Origin of the sequence: Flavobacterium algoriphilum (assembly GCF_048158655.1) — a bacterium.
GTDB classification, from domain to species: Bacteria; Bacteroidota; Bacteroidia; order Flavobacteriales; family Flavobacteriaceae; genus Flavobacterium; species Flavobacterium algoriphilum.
The window spans coordinates 163,326-182,476 of record NZ_JBLNKY010000007.1 but is presented as its reverse complement, the minus strand read 5'-3'; the positions used below and the strand labels follow the sequence as shown (position 1 = coordinate 182,476).

General features: G+C 33.3%; 16 protein-coding genes. 6 read left to right on the top strand and 10 right to left on the bottom strand.

What is annotated here, in order from left to right; all coding sequences use genetic code 11:
• Nucleotides 1-136 precede the first annotated feature (136 nt).
• Together ACM55G_RS12855 and arsC are read right to left on the bottom strand one after the other, a co-directional pair.
• Nucleotides 137-2,599 carry a TonB-dependent receptor gene (locus ACM55G_RS12855; RefSeq protein ID WP_416844340.1) on the bottom strand — a complete coding sequence of 821 codons (2,463 nt, stop codon included), beginning with the start codon at nt 2,597-2,599 and terminating at the stop codon, nt 137-139.
• 82 nt (nt 2,600-2,681) lie between these two features.
• A complete protein-coding gene (arsC, locus tag ACM55G_RS12850) occupies nt 2,682-3,023 on the bottom strand; it encodes an arsenate reductase (glutaredoxin) (RefSeq protein WP_416844339.1) in 342 nt (113 codons plus the stop codon).
• Between the two features lie 99 nt (nt 3,024-3,122).
• On the opposite strand from arsC, the gene ACM55G_RS12845 reads away from it, so the two are divergent.
• Nucleotides 3,123-4,082: a CPBP family intramembrane glutamic endopeptidase gene (locus tag ACM55G_RS12845; protein ID WP_416844338.1), complete on the top strand. Its 960-nt coding sequence runs from the start codon at nt 3,123-3,125 to the stop codon at nt 4,080-4,082.
• On the top strand, nt 4,075-5,121 hold the full coding sequence (locus ACM55G_RS12840; RefSeq protein WP_416844337.1) for an AMP-binding protein: 1,047 nt from the start codon (nt 4,075-4,077) through the stop codon (nt 5,119-5,121). The genes ACM55G_RS12845 and ACM55G_RS12840 overlap by 8 nt, the downstream gene beginning before the upstream one ends.
• Nucleotides 5,122-5,191: 70 nt before the next feature.
• Here ACM55G_RS12840 and ACM55G_RS12835 read toward each other — a convergent pair whose 3' ends face one another.
• The 5 genes from ACM55G_RS12835 to lpxD all read right to left on the bottom strand — a co-directional run bounded on the left by ACM55G_RS12835 (nt 5,192) and on the right by lpxD (nt 11,023).
• Nucleotides 5,192-5,614 carry a DoxX family protein gene (locus ACM55G_RS12835; protein ID WP_416844336.1) on the bottom strand — a complete coding sequence of 141 codons (423 nt, stop codon included), beginning with the start codon at nt 5,612-5,614 and terminating at the stop codon, nt 5,192-5,194.
• A 152-nt stretch (nt 5,615-5,766) separates the two neighbouring features.
• A complete protein-coding gene (locus ACM55G_RS12830; RefSeq protein WP_416844335.1) occupies nt 5,767-6,399 on the bottom strand; it encodes a hypothetical protein in 633 nt (210 codons plus the stop codon).
• A 206-nt stretch (nt 6,400-6,605) separates the two neighbouring features.
• Nucleotides 6,606-8,156: a S41 family peptidase gene (locus ACM55G_RS12825; protein ID WP_416844334.1), complete on the bottom strand. Its 1,551-nt coding sequence runs from the start codon at nt 8,154-8,156 to the stop codon at nt 6,606-6,608.
• A gap of 72 nt (nt 8,157-8,228) precedes the next feature.
• Complete coding sequence (locus ACM55G_RS12820) at nt 8,229-9,857, bottom strand: acyl-CoA carboxylase subunit beta (RefSeq protein ID WP_416844333.1); 1,629 nt, start codon at nt 9,855-9,857, stop codon at nt 8,229-8,231.
• A 167-nt stretch (nt 9,858-10,024) separates the two neighbouring features.
• Nucleotides 10,025-11,023: a UDP-3-O-(3-hydroxymyristoyl)glucosamine N-acyltransferase gene (gene lpxD / locus ACM55G_RS12815; RefSeq protein WP_416844332.1), complete on the bottom strand. Its 999-nt coding sequence runs from the start codon at nt 11,021-11,023 to the stop codon at nt 10,025-10,027.
• A gap of 255 nt (nt 11,024-11,278) precedes the next feature.
• Here lpxD and ACM55G_RS12810 point away from each other — a divergent pair, with 255 nt between their 5' ends.
• Nucleotides 11,279-11,968 (top strand): L,D-transpeptidase family protein, encoded by a 690-nt coding sequence (locus ACM55G_RS12810; RefSeq protein WP_416844331.1) that lies wholly within the window; start codon nt 11,279-11,281, stop codon nt 11,966-11,968.
• A 180-nt stretch (nt 11,969-12,148) separates the two neighbouring features.
• Here the strand turns inward: ACM55G_RS12810 and prfB are convergent.
• A protein-coding gene (gene prfB, locus ACM55G_RS12805) for a peptide chain release factor 2 (RefSeq protein ID WP_416844330.1) occupies nt 12,149-13,247 on the bottom strand; the annotation gives its coding sequence in 2 pieces (ribosomal slippage) (nt 12,149-13,183 and nt 13,185-13,247; 1,098 coding nt in all).
• 192 nt (nt 13,248-13,439) lie between these two features.
• On the opposite strand from prfB, the gene ACM55G_RS12800 reads away from it, so the two are divergent.
• Nucleotides 13,440-14,462, top strand: coding sequence for a threonine aldolase family protein (locus ACM55G_RS12800; protein ID WP_416844329.1), 1,023 nt, complete (start codon nt 13,440-13,442; stop codon nt 14,460-14,462).
• Nucleotides 14,463-14,528: 66 nt separating this feature from the next.
• On the opposite strand, the gene ACM55G_RS12795 is transcribed toward ACM55G_RS12800, so the two are convergent.
• Complete coding sequence (locus ACM55G_RS12795) at nt 14,529-14,849, bottom strand: YbaB/EbfC family nucleoid-associated protein (protein WP_416844328.1); 321 nt, start codon at nt 14,847-14,849, stop codon at nt 14,529-14,531.
• Between the two features lie 138 nt (nt 14,850-14,987).
• Here ACM55G_RS12795 and ACM55G_RS12790 point away from each other — a divergent pair, with 138 nt between their 5' ends.
• Nucleotides 14,988-17,048, top strand: a complete 2,061-nt coding sequence (locus ACM55G_RS12790) for a S9 family peptidase (RefSeq protein WP_416844327.1) — start codon at nt 14,988-14,990, stop codon at nt 17,046-17,048.
• A 71-nt stretch (nt 17,049-17,119) separates the two neighbouring features.
• Nucleotides 17,120-18,160 (top strand): PLP-dependent cysteine synthase family protein, encoded by a 1,041-nt coding sequence (locus tag ACM55G_RS12785; protein WP_416844326.1) that lies wholly within the window; start codon nt 17,120-17,122, stop codon nt 18,158-18,160.
• Nucleotides 18,161-18,338: 178 nt separating this feature from the next.
• Here the strand turns inward: ACM55G_RS12785 and ACM55G_RS12780 are convergent, their stop codons facing one another.
• Nucleotides 18,339-19,052 carry a YebC/PmpR family DNA-binding transcriptional regulator gene (locus ACM55G_RS12780; RefSeq protein ID WP_416844325.1) on the bottom strand — a complete coding sequence of 238 codons (714 nt, stop codon included), beginning with the start codon at nt 19,050-19,052 and terminating at the stop codon, nt 18,339-18,341.
• Nucleotides 19,053-19,151: the final 99 nt, after the last annotated feature.

Sequence of the window (19,151 nt, the reverse complement as noted above, 5' to 3'; positions counted from 1 at the left end):
TTATAAAAAAAGGACCCGTGAAAACGAGTCCTTTTTTTTGTGGTAAAGATACTTCCGGATTTATAAGGAAGAGTATTAATTGTAATCGATTTATTCTTAAATAAAAAAGGACCCGTTTTCACGAGCCCCTATTGTTTTATCCTTGAAAATCGCCTCCATCGCCATTTTCATTTTGATTTTTCTTAGGTTTTTCTTTTTCATTTGCAGGTTTGTTGAAACGATACGTAAATGATAGGTTAAACTGTCTCACTCTCCACTGCATTTCAGAATAGGAGTTGAGTATGCCGGGAAGATTCGTTTCCGAAAGTCTTTTTCTAGAATTGAACACATCACTTACATTAAAAGAAACGGTTCCTTTGTCTTTCATAACATCTTTACTGAATGCTAAGTTGGCTGAAAAATTACCTAAATTTCTACCTTGAGCGTTGTTTTGTGGACCATTATAAGTCGCATTAGTTTGCCAGTCAATTTTGTATGGTAAATTAACTTTTGATGTTACACGGGCAAACCATGACGTTGTGGTATTGTCAAAATTTTGAATAACTTCTTTGTCATTAAAATCAATATAGGTAAAATCACCTTGTGTTTGGTTTCTGAAGAAATTGAAGTTCCCATTCAATTTCCACCATTTGTATGGAGAATAGTTTAAGGTAAACTCAAATCCAGTTCTATACTCTGTAGCCAAGTTTATTGGTGAACTGAAAATAACTGGTGTTCCATTTACAAAATTGCCAGACTCTCTTCTTGCAAATTGGAATGCACCGCTGGTTTTGTTTACATATAATGAAGTATTGAAGGTTAATTTATCCCAACGTTTGAGATATCCTAAATCAATAGCATCACTGAATGCCGGATCTAAATCAGGATTTCCCATAAAAATATTGATATTACTGGATAAATTGCTGAATGGATTGATCATTCTCCCTCTAGGTCTTTGAATTCTTCGGCTGTAGCTTATGGAAGCACTGCTTTTATCTGAAATTTCATAGGTCAAGAAAGCACTGGGAAAGAAGTTGTTGTATTTTTTAGTATTGAAATCATTCGTTGCTAATTGATTGATTTCTATATTTGAATCTTCAAAACGCAATCCTAAAAGCGCTGAAAATTTATTTGCTTTCATACCATATTGGGTGTAAATAGCGTTCACTTTTTCTTTGTATTCTAATGTATTTGTGAAATTTGGGTCAATCACTCCATCATTTTGAACTTGGTAATCAGTAACTAATTTAGAGAAATCACCGCGATATCCTGCCTCAAACTGACTTCCCTTTCCTAAAGGTAAAACATAATCTGCTTGAAGTAAATTTCTGTTTTGAGTTTGATGATTAAGTGTATTATCTAGTTTTATCTCATCTGAATTATTTGTTGTATCAGTGACTAAAGCGGTAGTGTTATCATCATTAGTAGAAAAGGAACCGTCTATAGTTAATTTGTGTCCATCTTTTTTGAATTTTTTCGTGAAATTTGTTGCAAACTCTACATTTTCACTTTTACTATCTTCGACGTTGATTCGAGTTCTAGTATAGTCGTAAATATAGTCCGCGTTATAATATTTTTGGAAAACATTATCTGTGTCATCTCCACTATTTTTTCTATAATTAAGCGTGTTAGTCCAAGAAGTAGATTTGTCTATATACAATTCGACACCAAAATTCCCATTGTAACCTTTGTTTAATCTCTCGTTATCTCTATTTTCATCTACATAATTTCGAATCGAATTATCAGAATTTAAATATTCAGTATTTGTGATCATATTTCCAGGGCTACTTCTGTAATTGTATCCTTGATTAGTAAAAAGATTAAAATTCTTTGATTTATAATTTACAGTACCGCTCAATCCATAATTTTCAGGATAACCCGTAGAAGCAATGAAAGTTCCATTTAAACCGAGGTTTTTTCCTTTTTTCAAAATGATATTTAATAAACCACCTCCGCCTTCAGCATCATATCTTGCCGAAGGATTGGTTATAACTTCTACTTTTTCGATAGCATCGGCAGGAATTAATCGCAAGGCATCGGCTATATTTATAGCGTTTGATGGTTTTCCATCGATAAGTATTTTTACATTGTCATTACCACGCAGACTCACATTTCCTTCAACATCCACTGAAACTGATGGAATATTGTCAAGAACATCACTAACTGTTCCTCCTTTTACCATTAAATCGTTACCCACATTATAGACTTTTTTGTCTAATTTTATTTCTACGGTAGTTTTTTCAGCTCTTATGACTACTTCATTCAATTGAGCTGCATCTTCATCTAAAGCAGTTGTTCCTAAATTAATATTACTCTGAATGCTTTTTTCCTTGATTTCAGATAATTTGAAAGAGATAAACTCAATTTTTATGTTATAAATGCCTGGATTCACATCAATACTGTATTCTCCTTTTGCATTAGTAATTCCTCCGGCAAGTGCTTTTGGATTTTTAGTATTTATCAAAGTGATCGTAGCGTATTCTAATGGTTGCTTGCTGATTTTTTCAATTACTTTTCCGCTTACCTTTACTTTTTGTACAGGACTGGATTGCTGTGCAAAAATTAGTAGGCTTGTAAATAAGAATGCAAGCGCTAAAAGGGTTTTTAATTTTTTTGGCATTTTTATAGTTTTAGTTTCTTTTTTTAGATTACCAAAACGAAGTTTGGTTTAATATGTAAATCATAAAAAAGTGTTAATTTAATTATAGAAAATCAGTCACATTATCTAAATCTCTTCCTATTATTGCTTTATTCCCTTTGATTACAATAGGTCTTTCAATCAGAATTGGATTAGTCACCATTGCTTGAATGATTTCGTCATTAGTCATTGGTTTATTTTTGAAGTTTTCTAACCAAATTTTCTCTTTTTGACGCACTAGTGCAAGAGGTTCAAAATTTAGTTTTTGTATAAGACTTTTTAATTCATTAAAAGTGGGAATGTTAGTAAGATAATTAATGATTTCAAATTCTTTTTCAGTTTCTTTTATAAGAGCGAGGCAGTTTCTTGATTTTCCGCAACGGGGATTGTGGTATATTTGTATCATGTGTTTTTTTAACTAATTGAGAATTAAATTTTTATTATTAGAGTGACAAAAGTAAAATTTGTTACTCTAATTTTGATACTATATAAAAATAAAAAATCTATGTTTATAGAATTAGGAATAAAGTCTGAGAATAGGTTTTGGAAGTATATTTTAGGTTCAGTAATAATTATTGGTGCTTCTTTTTTGGGTCAGGCACCTTTACTAATAGCGTTGTTCTATGAAACACTTGTAAAAGGGAAACCATATCCTACTACAAATAATGCTATTATGCGTTTTTTTGAACCAAATTTGACTTTGTTTTTGATATTGATTTCATTTGTTTTCGCAATGCTTGGAATTTTCTTTGTGGTCAAATATTTGCACAAACAAACGATGCTTTCCATAACAACATCCAGATCGAAGGTAGATTGGAACAGAGTATTATTTTCGTTTTCTATTTGGTCAATTTTTACAATTTTTTCAACAGTATTGTTTTATTTTTCGAATCCAATTGATTTTGTAATCAATTTTAAACCCATTCCATTTCTCATATTAGCAGTAATAGGGACGTTATTAATACCAATTCAAACCAGTACCGAAGAATATATTTTCAGGGGCTATTTGATGCAGGGTTTCGCTAATCTTGCTAAAAATAAATGGTTCCCTTTAATTATGACTTCTGTTATTTTTGGAGCCATGCATATTTCAAACCCCGAAGTTTCTAAAATAGGAAATATTGTTTTAGTGTATTATATAGGAACAGGGTTATTACTAGGAATCATCACCTTGATGGATGAAGGAATGGAACTAGCCTTAGGTTTTCATGCGGCCAATAATTTAGTTAGTGCTTTATTAGTTACGTCTGATTGGTCTGCGTTTCAAACCCATTCTATTTTTAAAGATATTTCGAAACCATCGGCTGGTTTAGATGTTATATTGCCTGTTGTAGTCATTTACCCGATACTTTTATTTATCTTTAGTAAAAAATACAATTGGACAAACTGGAAAGAAAAATTAACAGGAAAAATTGAAGAACCAACACCACATAATCATTTAAATCAATATAATCACAATGGATAAAATCACTTACAAAAACGTGAATAATCATTTTAAGCTAAATGGGTTTCATCTGAATCGAAATGATTTATGTAGAGTAGCGTACAGTTTTATAAAAGAAGGTGAAGAATACGAAAAATCTGTTGGGGATTTTATACTCGATTGGTTTGATAAAAAAAGCTATATCGAATTAAACTCATCAGGAACTACTGGAAACCCAAAAATCATTCGAATGGATAAACAGGCCATGGTAAATTCAGCTTTGGCTACAGGTAATTTTTTTGATTTAAGTCCAGGCGATAAAGCATTACATTGTTTACCAACAAAATATATAGCGGGGAAAATGATGTTTGTCAGAGGTTTTATTTTGGGACTTGATATGGATTTTGTAGCTCCAAGTTCCCATCCCTTGTTGCATAATGAAACTAAATATGATTTTGTTTCGATGGTACCTTTGCAGGCTGAAAATTCATTAGCGGAATTAAAAAATGTTAAAAAAATGATTGTTGGTGGAGCAAAATTGAGTAAAACACTAGAAAAAAGTCTTTCTAAATTGAATATGAAAGGATATGAGACTTATGGTATGACAGAAACAATCACTCATATTGCTGCCAAGAAAATAGGGGAGAAGGCATTCTCAGTTTTACCTAACATAAAAATTTATCAAGACGATAGAAATTGCCTAGTAATTGATGCGCCAAAAATTTCAGAAGCAACAATTGTAACTAATGATTTGGTTGAATTGATAAATGATAAAGAATTTATTTTTTTAGGTCGCATTGATAATGTGATTAATAGCGGTGGAATTAAGTTAATCCCAGAACAAATAGAGGAAAAGTTATCTGATAAAATTCACTCAAGATTTTTTGTAACTGGAATTCAAGATGCTACATTAGGTGAAAAATTAGCTTTAATTATCGAAGGTGAAAAACAACCTTTGGACGAAACTATTTTTGATGGTTTAGACAAATATGAAAAACCTAAAGAAGTGTATTATGTTTCTAAATTTATTGAAACACAAAATGGGAAAATAAAAAGGAAAGAAATTCTGGAATGTATTTAGATTATTCTAGCTACGATTAGATATAAAAAAGAATCCCGTTTTTGAAAACGGGATTCTTTTTTAGTCTTTATTATTGTTGCATTTTAAAATAGTAATCTGCCGAATGTTTGCCACTTCCATAAAATAAGAAAAAGACGCAAATTCCAAGTAAAAGTATGGCCAACAATAAGTTCTGAGAATGCATTTGTCCCATAAAATTAACAATAATCGCCCCAATCAATATAGGTAATTGCGCAATTATTGCCCATCTGGTAAGTAAACCGAACGCAATCATTATTCCTCCTACCATATGTGCTGGTGCTATATAATGTATGAGAAACATTCCACCTCCAATTTTGTCAATTGGAGATATCAAATCATGTAAATATTGGATGTTTGTTATAAAAGAAATTCCTTTCATAAATAAAAACACACCAAGTGCTATTCTTGCTAAATCTACTGGTAAATAAGTGTGCGAATTTGCCCATTTATTCAAGCTTTTTACATTGTTCATGATACTATAGTTTAAAATATTTAACATTAGGTTACTAATTTTTATAGATATATGGAAATATTTTTCAGATGTATATTTAAAATAGTTATTATTGAATATAATCTAGCCTGAAGATTAGTATGCTTAGAAAAAGTAATAATGATTAAAGAAGTTTAGTCTATAAAACGGTATTTTACTTTTAGACCTAGACTATTTTCAGCATGACCATGAGCCAAAAATTGGGTGAAATCAGCTGATAAACCTAGTTTGTTTGTTTTATTCCCAATGATAAAATACCTTCCTAGGTAAAAAGCTGAAGAGAGTCCAAATTGCTGGGCTCCTCCGCCAAATTCGGATACAAAACCGAGTCCGAATTTGCGATCTGCGTCCGAAAGAGTATAACCTACTCCTGATTCAATTCCCCAATACCATTTAGGGGTAAAACTATATTGGGTATTACCTTTAATGGAAAAAATACTAAAGTTACTATATAGAGTTCTTTCCTCTAATGTACTCTCAGAAGTTAGAATTGGGCTGTTTTTTTTTACAAGCCAGTAATCATAATCAGCCTTAAGGCCCAAGTCCCATTTTGGAGAAATTTTTTTAAATGCTCTTATATTAACGCCAATTTCAAATTTATGAGAGCGATACATTTGAATATGTACCGGTATTGATAGATTAATTCCAGACTCTAGGTAAATTTTTTTGTATAAAAATGATCCATCATTCTCCGTTACCGTCTGTGCAGCACTAAACTGTACAACGGAGGTTATTATACTTAATAATACAACCGGAATCATTTTCATTTTTTCTGATAATTAAATAATTCAAATGTTCAGAAATACTTTTTATTGTATTAAAAAAAATGATATAGTAAAGATTAGTGTTTGCTTATGTAAAGATTAAGTAAATATACAAATAACTATTAATCAATTGTAAAAGATTAATCAAATATTTAATTTTACGTTTTTATTATTTTTGTTAAAATAGAATATAAATTTGGAGAGGATTTTTAAAAACTCGATTTTAGATTCTTAAGAATCCAGCTCATTTCAGGGTCATTTTCTTTTATTCTGTCTTCAATTGTAGGAATTATTTCCATATCAGGGAATATGCCATGACCTTGTAAAGTTGTTTTAAAATATGCAGCCATATACATTAATCCTATCCGAATTTGGATATCCGAATTTGGTAATTTTACTCGAGGAGTAAATCCCGCAACAGTCCCGTTATAAGCTCCTCCAGTTTCTTCGCCTACAAAAAATGCTCTTTTTGAACCTTTTAAATTGGAAGAAATTATACTTGAAGCCGAAAAACTTCCTCCATTGATAAGAACATAAATTTTTCCTTTGAAAGCATTTTTACTCACTTTATGTAATTTAGTTTGTGTTTCATAGTAATTTTTACCGTTTTGTTTTTTATGAACAGTCAATAGCAAATATGTGTACATTATTGGAGAAAAAACAGTTTTTAATGCTTTAAAACCAAAAGAACCACCGTTTAAATAGGCGCCATTGAACAAGCTTGCTTTTGAAACTACTTCGGATTTATCCAAAAAAACGAAAGGAGAGTTAGCTAAATAAGAATATAAATCAGCAATTTCACTTACTCGTCCGCCACCGTTATTCCTTAAATCCAGAATAAGTGTTTTAGACTGATATGTTGCAATTTTAGAAAAGTTTTCTTTGTAAAAAGTTTTATAATCACCAATTTTGAAACTTCTTATTTTCATTACAGCTATGCTACTGTCTTTTTCTAAAAAGTGAAGGTTTCTATTGTAATTTTTTTCAATCGAATAATAGCCATTTACTCTTTTCTTTTTTCTGTTTTCTTTCGGTTTGGTTTTATCCTTAGCAGCAATTTTTTTCTTAGAATGTGTAGTTGTATCTTCCTTTTTTCTTCTGATGGTAATCGTTTTTAGGCTATCGTTAAATTTGAAATCAAATTTCAGACTATCCTTAATTCCATTTTCATAAGAGAAAAACGTAGAAAACCGTTTGCCTGAATAATTTTTTTTGAAAGTGCTATTATAACCGTCTGAACTGTAATATTGATTGTATTTTTTAATTAAATCGATTGGTTTTGTGCCATTTATAGCGAGGACTTCAGTTCCTGGTTGTATCGTTTTATTACAGGACTTGTTTTTTACAACATACAATTTTTCCTTAAAAAGTTCAAAATCAAATTGTGAAAAAGGGCCTGTTCCTTTTTTAATTAGTGCTTTGGTTTCTCTCTTTGTCAATAATTTTGTTGGAGGATAAACAACTAAATGTCCTTGTCGAACCGCGGCTACAACAGGACTCAATTTTTTGTAAAAATTAAAAGAGGTCATTGGTTTTGTAAGGGTCAATTTTAGACTGTCAAATTTATAATCTAACGCTTCCTTACTAATATACCAGTATAAATTGGGATGTAATTCCTGTAATTTTCGATAGGTATAATCAACATCAGATTGTAACTTCTCTTCAGTTATCATATCGTTCAAATGCTTGTTGTGCTTTTTTATGGAAGCACATTGAACAAAAATGAATACAGTTAAGAGGGATAGAGCTATTTTTCTCATGTTTTAACTACGTAAGTTGATGATTGCAATCTAAATTTAGAAATCGGTCAACAGAAATTTGCTCTCTGGAATCTAAACCTGAATAACACCTAAATTAAATTTTTTTTCAATAGGAGAGTGGTTTGCTGCTTCAATACCCATTGAAATCCAAGTACGGGTGTCTATTGGATCAATTATGGCATCAGTCCATAATCTGGAGGCTGCATAATAGGGCGAAACTTGTTCGTCATATCGCGCTTTTATTTTATCGAATAATTCCTTTTCTTTCGTTTCATCTACCACTTCTCCTTTTGCTTTAAGCGAAGAAGCTTCAATTTGTGCCAATACTTTCGCCGCTTGCGTTCCACCCATAACGGCGAGTTCCGCACTTGGCCAGGCAAAAATTAATCTTGGGTCATAGGCTTTACCGCACATGGCATAATTCCCTGCACCATAGGAGTTTCCTACAATAACGGTGAATTTTGGAACAACTGAATTACTCACGGCGTTCACCATTTTCGCGCCATCTTTTATAATTCCGCCATGTTCTGATTTGGATCCCACCATAAAACCGGTAACATCTTGAACGAATACTAAAGGGATTTTCTTTTGGTTGCAATTAGCAATAAATCGGGTGGCTTTATCTGCGCTATCGGAATAGATTACGCCTCCAAACTGCATTTCGCCGTTCTTAGTTTTTACTACTTTTCTTTGGTTGGCAACAATTCCTACTGCCCAACCGTCAATTCTGGCATAGCCGGTAATAATAGTTTGGCCGTAACCGTCTTTGTACGCTTCAAACTCGGAATTGTCTACTAAACGATTGATGATTTCCATCATGTCATATTGTTCATTACGAGCTTTTGGTAAAATGCCATAGATTTCGTTTTCGTCTAAAACTGGTTTTTCCGCTTTGATTCGGTTGTAACCCGCTGTATCAAAATCGCCAATTTTGTCAACTATATTTTTTATTTTGTCTAATGCGTCTTTGTCATCTTTGGCTTTATAATCGGTCACCCCCGAAATTTCACAATGCGTGGTTGCTCCACCCAATGTTTCGTTATCGATGCTTTCGCCAATGGCAGCTTTCACTAAATAACTCCCAGCCAGAAAAATACTTCCCGTTTTTTCGACTATTAAAGCTTCATCGCTCATAATTGGCAAATAGGCACCACCAGCAACACAACTTCCCATTACAGCAGCGATTTGGGTAATTCCCATACTGCTCATTTGGGCATTATTTCTAAAAATCCGACCGAAATGTTCTTTATCCGGGAAAATTTCATCTTGCAACGGCAAATAAACACCTGCACTATCTACTAAATAAATGATTGGCAGTCGATTTTCCATTGCAATTTCCTGCGCACGTAGGTTTTTCTTTGCGGTAATAGGAAACCAAGCACCCGCTTTCACGGTAGCATCATTGGCTACAACAATACATTGTTTTCCTTTGATATATCCTATTTTAACCACAACACCACCAGATGGGCAGCCGCCATGTTCTGCATACATTCCTTCACCAACAAATGCTCCAATTTCTATACTTTTAGCTTTGGCGTCAAGCAAATAATCGATGCGTTCTCTAGCGGTCATTTTGCCTTCACCATGTAGTTTTTGGATGCGTTTTTCACCACCACCCAATTTAACCAAGCTTAATTTTTGTCGCAATGCCGAAAGTAAAAGTTTATTGTGGTCTTCGTTTTTGTTGAAATTCAAATCCATGATGAAAGAATATTAAAAATAGTTTGTGCTAAAATACAAAATCCAACTAAATAAAATTTTATTATTTTAATCGTTTTAGAAAGAAAATGAAGCTTATGTTTGGTGTTAAAACAAAAAAACAGAAGGTAACTCCTGTTTTTTTATGAATTTAATAAAAAAGTGATGATTTATTTTTTTGAATCATTTACGAGTCTTTTCAAGATTGCCCATTGTTTTAATGCATCACGAGCTTCAACAGCGGGATAACCTAACATGGTTTTTCCTGCAGGAATATCTCCCGTAACACCGGATCCAGCACCTACAATGGCTCCATCGCCAATAGTGGTGTGGTCTTTTATAGAAGCGCTTCCACCAATGATTACTCCGTTTCCTAGCGTTACTGAACCAGCCAGTCCGCTATTTCCGGCCATGATACAAAAACGGCCTAATTTACTGTTATGCCCAATTTGGACTAAATTATCAATTTTACAACCGTCACCTAAAACAGTAGAACTGAATTTTCCTCGGTCAATGCAGGTATTAGCACCAATTTCAACACTATTACCAATAATCACATTTCCAATTTGTGGGATTTTCACCAAACCTCTTTCGGGATCAGGACGAAAACCAAAACCATCTGCTCCAATTGTCGCATTGGGATGTATTATACAATCATTTCCTATGTGACAACGCTCTCTGATTACAGTTCCAGACCAGATTACAGTATTTTTTCCTATAGTACATTCATCCAGAATAGTAACATTTGGATATAGTGTGGTATTATCCTTCAGGACAACTTTAGGTCCTACATAACAACCTGCGCCAATTCTAACGCCATTGCAAATAATCGCGGTTTGATCGACAACTGCAGTGGGATGAATATCAATATCGAATAACGGGGTTGGAGGTGCAAAAAGTGTTAATACCTGTGACATGGCCAAATCAGCATTTTTTACTTTAATGAAAGCTCTGTTTTCTCCTGGTTCTATTGAAATATCTTCGTTTACAACTGCAACCCCTGCTTTAGAAGTTACCCAAAGTTTTTCGTATTTTTTGTTTCCTATAAAAGAAATTTCGGATTCATTAGCTGCTTCAAGTTGTTCAGGAGCTGTGATATTTTGTGCAGTGCTTCCAACAATAACTCCTTTTAAAATTTCATTTATTTCTTGGATGGAATAGGATTTCATTATGTATTAGATTTGAATTTGGTAATTTTATCAAATAAAGCAATTTAGAGTTAAAATTCCTAATGCTTTATTTAGTACTAAGTTTTAAAATTTGTACAATAAAGTTGGGGTTAAGTAGCAGAATAGTTTTGCGATAAAATTACTACGTTTGTAAGTAAGAATACAATTCGAATTTAGAATGCGAATGTGATTTTCTTACTAGCCATTAAATAAAATATCCATAATAAAATGAATTTTTTAAAACGTTTTTTGTTTTTGGCTGCAATACTTTTTTTATCCATTAGCCTTAAGGCTCAAACAAATAATACTACGATTGAAAATGCATTATTAATTGCTGAGTATAATAAAAGTAAGTTAGAAAATAGTAAACAATTATTGGTGGTGTACAATTATCAGCCAGAAAGTCATAGCGCTTTTTTTGTAGCATTAGAGAAAAAAGATAAGAAGTGGTTGATAAAATATGGTCCAGTAAAAGTGGGTATTGGTAAAAATGGTTTTGCAGCGCCGCTTAAAAAAATTGAAGGTGACGGCAAGTCCCCAACTGGAATATTTCGGTTAGGGAAATTATATACGTATGAAAAACAACTAAATACACTAGTGGAAAACCAACAAACCACTGCCGAAGATAAATGGATTGATGATCCCAATTCAGAGCATTATAATACGTATGTGAAAGGTGCTACCAATGCAAAATCGTATAAAAAAATATTATTAAAGACGGATGCTTACAAGTATTGTATGGTTATAGAATACAATACAAACCCAATTATAAAAGGAAAAGGGAGTGCAATATTTTTTCATTTGGCAGTAAAAAAACCTTCTTTTACTGCTGGTTGTGTTGCTATTGATGAAGAAAATATGAAGCTGATGGTAAATTGGTTGGATCCTAAACAAAATCCAACAATTATCATGGGGAATTTTAATGTTTTGAAAAGGGGTTTGTGAATATTGCAACATTAAACGTCTGAAAATAAGCTGTTATAATTATGAAAAAAAAATCCTCTCAAACATTTCGATAAACGAAAGTGGAGAGGGTTTTTTTATAAAATTTGGGATTTCTTCTTTTTCTTGAAGCTTCGGGAGAAATAACAAGTTAAGGCTTAAAAGGCGACTGAACACTGCAAACTATTCCTCTTCCCGTTGTCCCATCATCATTAAATAGGCTTTCAAGAATTCATCAATTTCTCCATTCATAACACCGTCAACATTACTGGTTTCGTAACCTGTTCGAACATCTTTTACCAGTTTGTAAGGCTGCATCACATAATTCCTGATTTGGGAACCCCATTCAATTTTCATTTTCCCAGCTTCGATATCCGCACGCTGTGCCTGTTTCTTTTTTAACTCAATTTCGTATAATTGAGAGCGTAACATTTGCATAGCCCGTTGTCTGTTATCTTGTTGGGAACGTGTTTCGGAACATTGTATCTGAATTCCGGTTGGTTTATGAAACAATTGAACTTTAGTTTCCACTTTATTTACATTTTGTCCTCCCGCGCCACTGGATCGCGAAGTTGTAATTTCAATATCGGCAGGATTAATATCAATTTCGATACTGTCATCTACCAGCGGATAAACATAAACGGAAGCAAATGAAGTGTGACGCTTGGCATTACTGTCGAAAGGGGATATTCGAACCAATCGGTGTACACCGTTTTCTCCTTTTAAATAGCCAAAAGAATAATCGCCTTCAAATTCGAGTGTTACGGTTTTTATACCCGCAGATTCTCCTTTTTGGAAATTCAGTTCTTTTATTTTGTAGCCATATTTTTCGCCCCACATCATGTACATGCGCATCAGCATTTCGGCCCAATCGCAACTTTCAGTTCCACCGGCACCAGCTGTTATTTGTACAACAGCACTCAGAGTATCGCCTTCATCAGAAAGCATATTTTTGAATTCAATCGCTTCTATATGATTGACAGTAGTCGCGTAATGCTCGTCTAATTCTTCGGGCGTAAGTTGTCCTTCTTTATAAAAATCATAGGCCAGTTGCAACTCGTCAGTCATTTCGACAGCTTTGTTGTAATCTTCAATCCACTTTTTTTTATTTCTAAGGTTTTTTACAATGACTTCGGCTTCTTTTGTATTGTTCCAAAAGTCAGGCGCAAAAGTTTTCTCTTCTTCGTTTGAAATTTCAATTAGTTTAGCATCAACGTCAAAGATACCTCCTCAACGCACCAAGGCGCTCTACAATACCCTTTATTTGTTCGGTAGTTGTCATAAATTATATTAAATTAAATAGGTCTGTTTTTCAATATTTATATAAAATGCCGTTATATCATTCATTTAGTTTAGTTTTTAACTGAACTAGTTTGAATTAACAAATGGTATTATGTAATTTTGTGGCACAAAAGTAGAAAAATTTTACGAAGGGACAATTCGAGAATTGTCCGTACTGAAAATAAATATATATATGGAAATAAATTTAGTTAGCGATACGATTACCAAACCTTCTCGCGAAATGTTAGTGCACATGTTGAATGCCAAAGTAGGAGATGACGTATACAAACAAGACCCGACTGTTATTGAGCTCGAAGCTAAAGTTGCCGAAATGTTCGGGATGGAAGCAGGGCTTTTTTTCCCATCAGGAACTATGGCAAATCAAACGGCTATAAAATTACATACCCAACCGGGCGAACAATTGATTGCAGACAAATACGCGCATGTCTATCATTATGAAGGCGGTGGCGTTTCTTTCAACAGTGGTGTTTCCTGCTGTTTATTAGACGGGAATCGCGGAATGATAACAGCGGAACAAGTGGCTGGAGCAATTAATGATCCGGAGTTTTATCACAGTCCATTGACGAGTTTGGTTTGTGTAGAAAATACGACTAACAAAGGCGGTGGTGCTTGTTATGAATTGGAAGATTTACAAAAAATAAAGCAGGTTTGCGATGAAAATAATTTGAAATTTCACATGGATGGCGCCCGAATCTGGAATGCATTGGTAGCCAAAAAGCAAGATCCTAAAGCATTTGGAAAACTATTCGATACGATTTCGGTTTGTTTGTCCAAAGGTTTGGGAGCACCAATAGGTTCGGTTTTATTGGGTGATAAAGCTACGATTCACAGAGCGTTGCGAATACGAAAAATATTAGGTGGCGGAATGCGTCAGGTAGGTTATTTGGCGGCAGCCGGAATTTATGCCTTAGATAATAATATTGAGCGTCTTGCCGATGATCATCGAAGAGCTAAAGAAATTGCCGAAGTGTTAAAAAACGTAAGTTGGGTAGCTTCGGTAGAACCGGTGGAGACTAATATCTTGATTTTTTCATTGGTTCCAAATTGCATTGAAAAGAATTTAATTGAATTGTTAAAACAAAAAAATATTTCAATTAGTTCTATGGGACATGGAAAGTTGCGGATAGTAACGCATCTTGATTATCGTGAAGTGATGCATACCTATGTTCTGGAAACTCTGCAGAAATTAGTATAGTAGTTTAAAATATTTGTTTCACGTTTAAGGTTTTTAGTATTCTCAAAAACCTTAAACGTGATTTTTTTATTTAAAAAGATTGTCCATTCCTGGAATCATTGGCATATCCATTTTTGCAACAGCATCAAGTTCAGCTTCATTTGTTTTAGTCGCTTTTTCAATCGCTTTGTTTAAAGTCAGAATCAAATAATCTTCTAATTGTTCCTTGTCTTCTAAAAGAGAATCTTCAATTGTGATTGATTTTATTTTTCTATTGGCTGTCAAAGTAACTTTTAATAAACCATCGGTACTTTGCTCATCTATAAGAACTGTGTCTAAACGTTTTTTAGTGTCTTCTATTTTTTGTTGGGTTTCCTTAAGTTTTCCCATCATTCCCATTAAATCCATTTTGATAAATTTTAAATATTGAACTACGAAATTACTACATTCGGGGTAATAAGCATGTTAAATAAGATAGAAAATTGAATCGTTTTAAAATGTCTTTGTGCTATTTTTGTAGCTTCACTTAAATATAAAGAGGAAACGATGCCAGAAAATATACAACCACCAGTTGCCAAAATAATTCCAAAAACATTAGAAAACCTAAGTGATTTAAGAGTTGATAATTACTTTTGGTTGAATGATAGAGAAAATCCAGAAGTTATTGATTACCTGAATAAAGAGAATGAGTATTATCATAAAATGACGGATCATACCAAAGATTTCCAAAAGGAATTATTTGAAGAAATGAAGGGCAGAATTAAGGAAGATGATGAGTCAGTTCCCTATTTATATAATGGATATTACTATATCACTCGTTTTGAAACTGGAAAAGATTATCCTATTTATTCCCGAAAAAAAGAAAGCCTTTCGGCAAAAGAAGAAATTATGTTCGATTGTAATGAGTTGGCCAAAGGGCAATCGTATTTTCAATTGGGCGGTTTGAGCATTAGTCCGGATAATAAATCAGCTATTTTTAGTACTGATACGGTAGGAAGAAGAATATACACCATTCAAGTAAAAAGTTTAGAAACCAATGAAATTCTTGAAGATAAAATAGAAAAAGTTACCGGAACTGCAGTTTGGGCAAATGATAATAAAACCATTTTTTATTCCAGTCAAGACGAAGTTACATTGCGATCTGATAAAGTTTTTAAACATAAATTAGGTTCTAAACAAGCGGAAGATGTTTTAGTTTATTTTGAAAAAGACGATACGTATAATGTTGAAGTTGCAAAATCTAAATCTAGAAAATACCTAGCAATTGAATCTGGAAGTACCCTTACTACCGAATATAGAATTCTGAATGCAGACAATCCTGACGGAAAATTTGAAATTTTTCAGAAACGAATCAGGGGTGTTGAATATAGCATCAATCATTATAAAGACAGTTTTTATATTTTAACCAATAAAGATGATGCCGAAAATTTTAAATTGATGAAAACGCTGGAAACAGCCACATCACAAGAAAATTGGAAAGAAGTTATAGCGCATCGAGAAGATGTTTTGCTGGAAGATATCGAAATTTTCGCCAATTATTTAGTAGTTGAAGAACGTGCTAATGGCTTGAACAAAATCAGGATTATGCCTTGGAATGGGGAAGGGGAGTATTATTTGCCTTTTGAAAGCGAAACTTATACCGCCTATACCACAGCTAATGTAGATTTTGAGACAGAAATTTTGCGATACGGATACCAATCATTGGCAACACCTTCTTCGGTCATTGATTTCAATATGCGAACCAAAGAAAGAGAAATTAAAAAGGAACAACAGGTTCTTGGAGGCAAATTTGATAAAAATAATTATAAAGAAGAACGCCTTTGGGCAACTGCTAAAGACGGCGAAAAAGTGCCAATTTCTTTAGTTTATAGAAAAGAGTTGAAAAAAGACGGTACAAACCCTTTATTGCAATATGCGTATGGATCTTATGGACATTCTATGGATGCCACTTTCTCTTCGACACGATTGACATTATTGGATAGAGGATTTGTATTTGCGATAGCACACATTCGAGGAGGTGAAGATTTAGGAAGACAATGGTATGAAGACGGAAAATTGTTGAAAAAGAAAAATACGTTCACTGATTTTATCGATTGTTCTAAATTTCTGATTGATCAAAAGTACACTTCGCCAGAACATTTATATGCCGAAGGGGGTTCTGCCGGAGGATTGTTAATGGGAGTTGTGGTGAATTTAGCACCTGAATTGTATCATGGAATAATAGCACAAGTACCTTTTGTGGATGTAATTACTACCATGCTTGATGATAGCATACCGCTTACAACTGGAGAATATGATGAATGGGGGAATCCAAATAAAAAGAAATATTATAAATACATGTTGTCGTATTCTCCTTACGACAATATAAAAAAACAAAATTATCCTAATATGTACGTTTCTACGGGTCTTCATGATTCACAGGTTCAATATTGGGAACCAGCGAAGTGGGTCGCAAAATTGCGAACGATGAAAACAGATGTAAATGTCTTATATCTGGATACCAATATGGAGGCAGGTCACGGTGGAGCATCCGGGAGGTTTGAAGCTATAAAGGAATTAGCAAAAGAATTTAGTTTTTTATTAGATTTAGAGAAAATTAAAAAGTAATTAGAATTTTTTTGTTAAATTTGCAACGTTCGTGGCTAAATTAAAAATTGCCTGCGACTAACTATTTTTTTATGAAAGAAGAAATAAACGCTTATAATAATGTTTTAGAATTAATAGGTAACACACCACTTATTAAGCTAAATAAAGTCGCCGAAGAGTTAGAAGGTAATTTCTATGCAAAGGTAGAAGCTTTTAATCCAGGGCATTCTTCTAAAGATAGAATAGCATTATACATAATCGAAGAAGCTGAAAAAAGGGGGATTCTATCTTATGGTGACACCATTATTGAAACTACATCCGGGAATACTGGTTTTAGTTTAGCAATGGTAAGTATCATAAAGGGATACAACTGTATTCTAGCGGTAAGTTCTAAATCATCTAAAGATAAAATAGACATGTTACGCAGTTTGGGAGCAAAAGTTTATGTTTGTCCTGCACATGTTTCCGCTGATGATGAGCGTTCGTATTATAATGTAGCCAAACGTTTGCACGAAGAAACGAAAGGTTCGGTTTATATCAATCAATATTTCAATCAATTGAATATTGATGCACATTATAAATCTACTGGTCCTGAAATTTGGAAACAAACAAATGGTAAAATCACCCACCTTATCGCATGTAGCGGAACAGGAGGAACCATTTCTGGAACAGCAAAATACTTAAAAGAACAAAATCCTAATATTAGAATTCTTGGAGTGGATGCTTTTGGTTCAGTATTAAAAAAATACCATGAGACCAGAGAATTCGATAACGATGAAATTTATCCTTATAGAATTGAAGGTTTAGGTAAAAATTTAATTCCATCTGCAACTGATTTTGACCTTATAGATAAGTTCATGAAAGTTACTGATGAAGAAAGTGCGCATTCTGCCCGAGAAATTGTAAAGAAAGAAGGTTTATTTGTAGGCTATACTTCTGGAGCAGTAATGCAAGCAATAAAACAATATGCTGACGAAGGTGAATTTGATAAAAACAGTAATGTGATTGCTATATTCCCTGATCATGGTTCTCGATACATGAGTAAAGTATTTAGTGATGACTGGATGAATGAACAAGGTTTCTTTGACAGTATTAACGAAGAAGAAGCGCAAAAAATTGAATTTATAAAATAAGTACTGAGATTTTAGAATCAAGTAGTAAGATAAAAAACTCCATCAGCTTTAAGTTGATGGAGTTTTTCAGTTTAAGGGATATTCAGTTTCTTAGTTATAAATAAATTAAAAGGTATATAAACAAAAACTCCAGATTACTCTGGAGTTAAAGCTAATATTTAAAAGCGCGATTTGATAGCTATTCTTCTTCCATTGTATGATACACGTTCATCACGTCATCATCTTCTTCCAATTTTTCAATTAGTTTTTCCACATCGGAAGCTTCAGCTTCAGACAGTTTTTTAGTTATTTGAGGAATTCTTTCAAATCCAGAAGAAAGAATTTCTAATCCTCTGTTTTCTAATTCTTTTTGAATAGTTCCAAAACTCCCAAACGGGGCATAAATTAATATACCGTCTTCGTCTTCAAAAACTTCTTCTGCACCAAAATCGATTAATTCTAATTCTAATTCTTCAGGGTCGGTTCCATTTGCTGGAATTCTAAAGTTACACGTATGGTCGAACATAAATTCAACCGAACCTTGTGTTCCCATTGTTCCGTTACATTTGTTAAAATAACTTCTGACATTGGCAACAGTTCTGTTATTATTATCAGTAGCCGTTTCAACCAGAATTGCAATTCCATGAGGAGCATACCCTTCAAATAAAACTTCTTTATAGTTAGCGGTGTCTTTATCGGTTGCTTTTTTGATCGCGCGTTCTACATTTTCTTTCGGCATATTAACTGCCTTGGAATTCTGAATAACAGCTCTTAATCTTGAGTTGGCATCAGGATTAGGTCCACCTTCCTTTACAGCCATCACAATATCTTTACCAATTCTGGTAAATGCTTTGGCCATAGCTGACCAACGTTTCATTTTTCTTCCTTTTCTGAACTCAAACGCTCTTCCCATTGCTAGTTTATTATTTTGATCTGCAAAAATACAGTTATTCCTTATTTTACCAAAATCAAATTAAATTCTTTTATCTAATTAAATAAATTAGTAGTATTA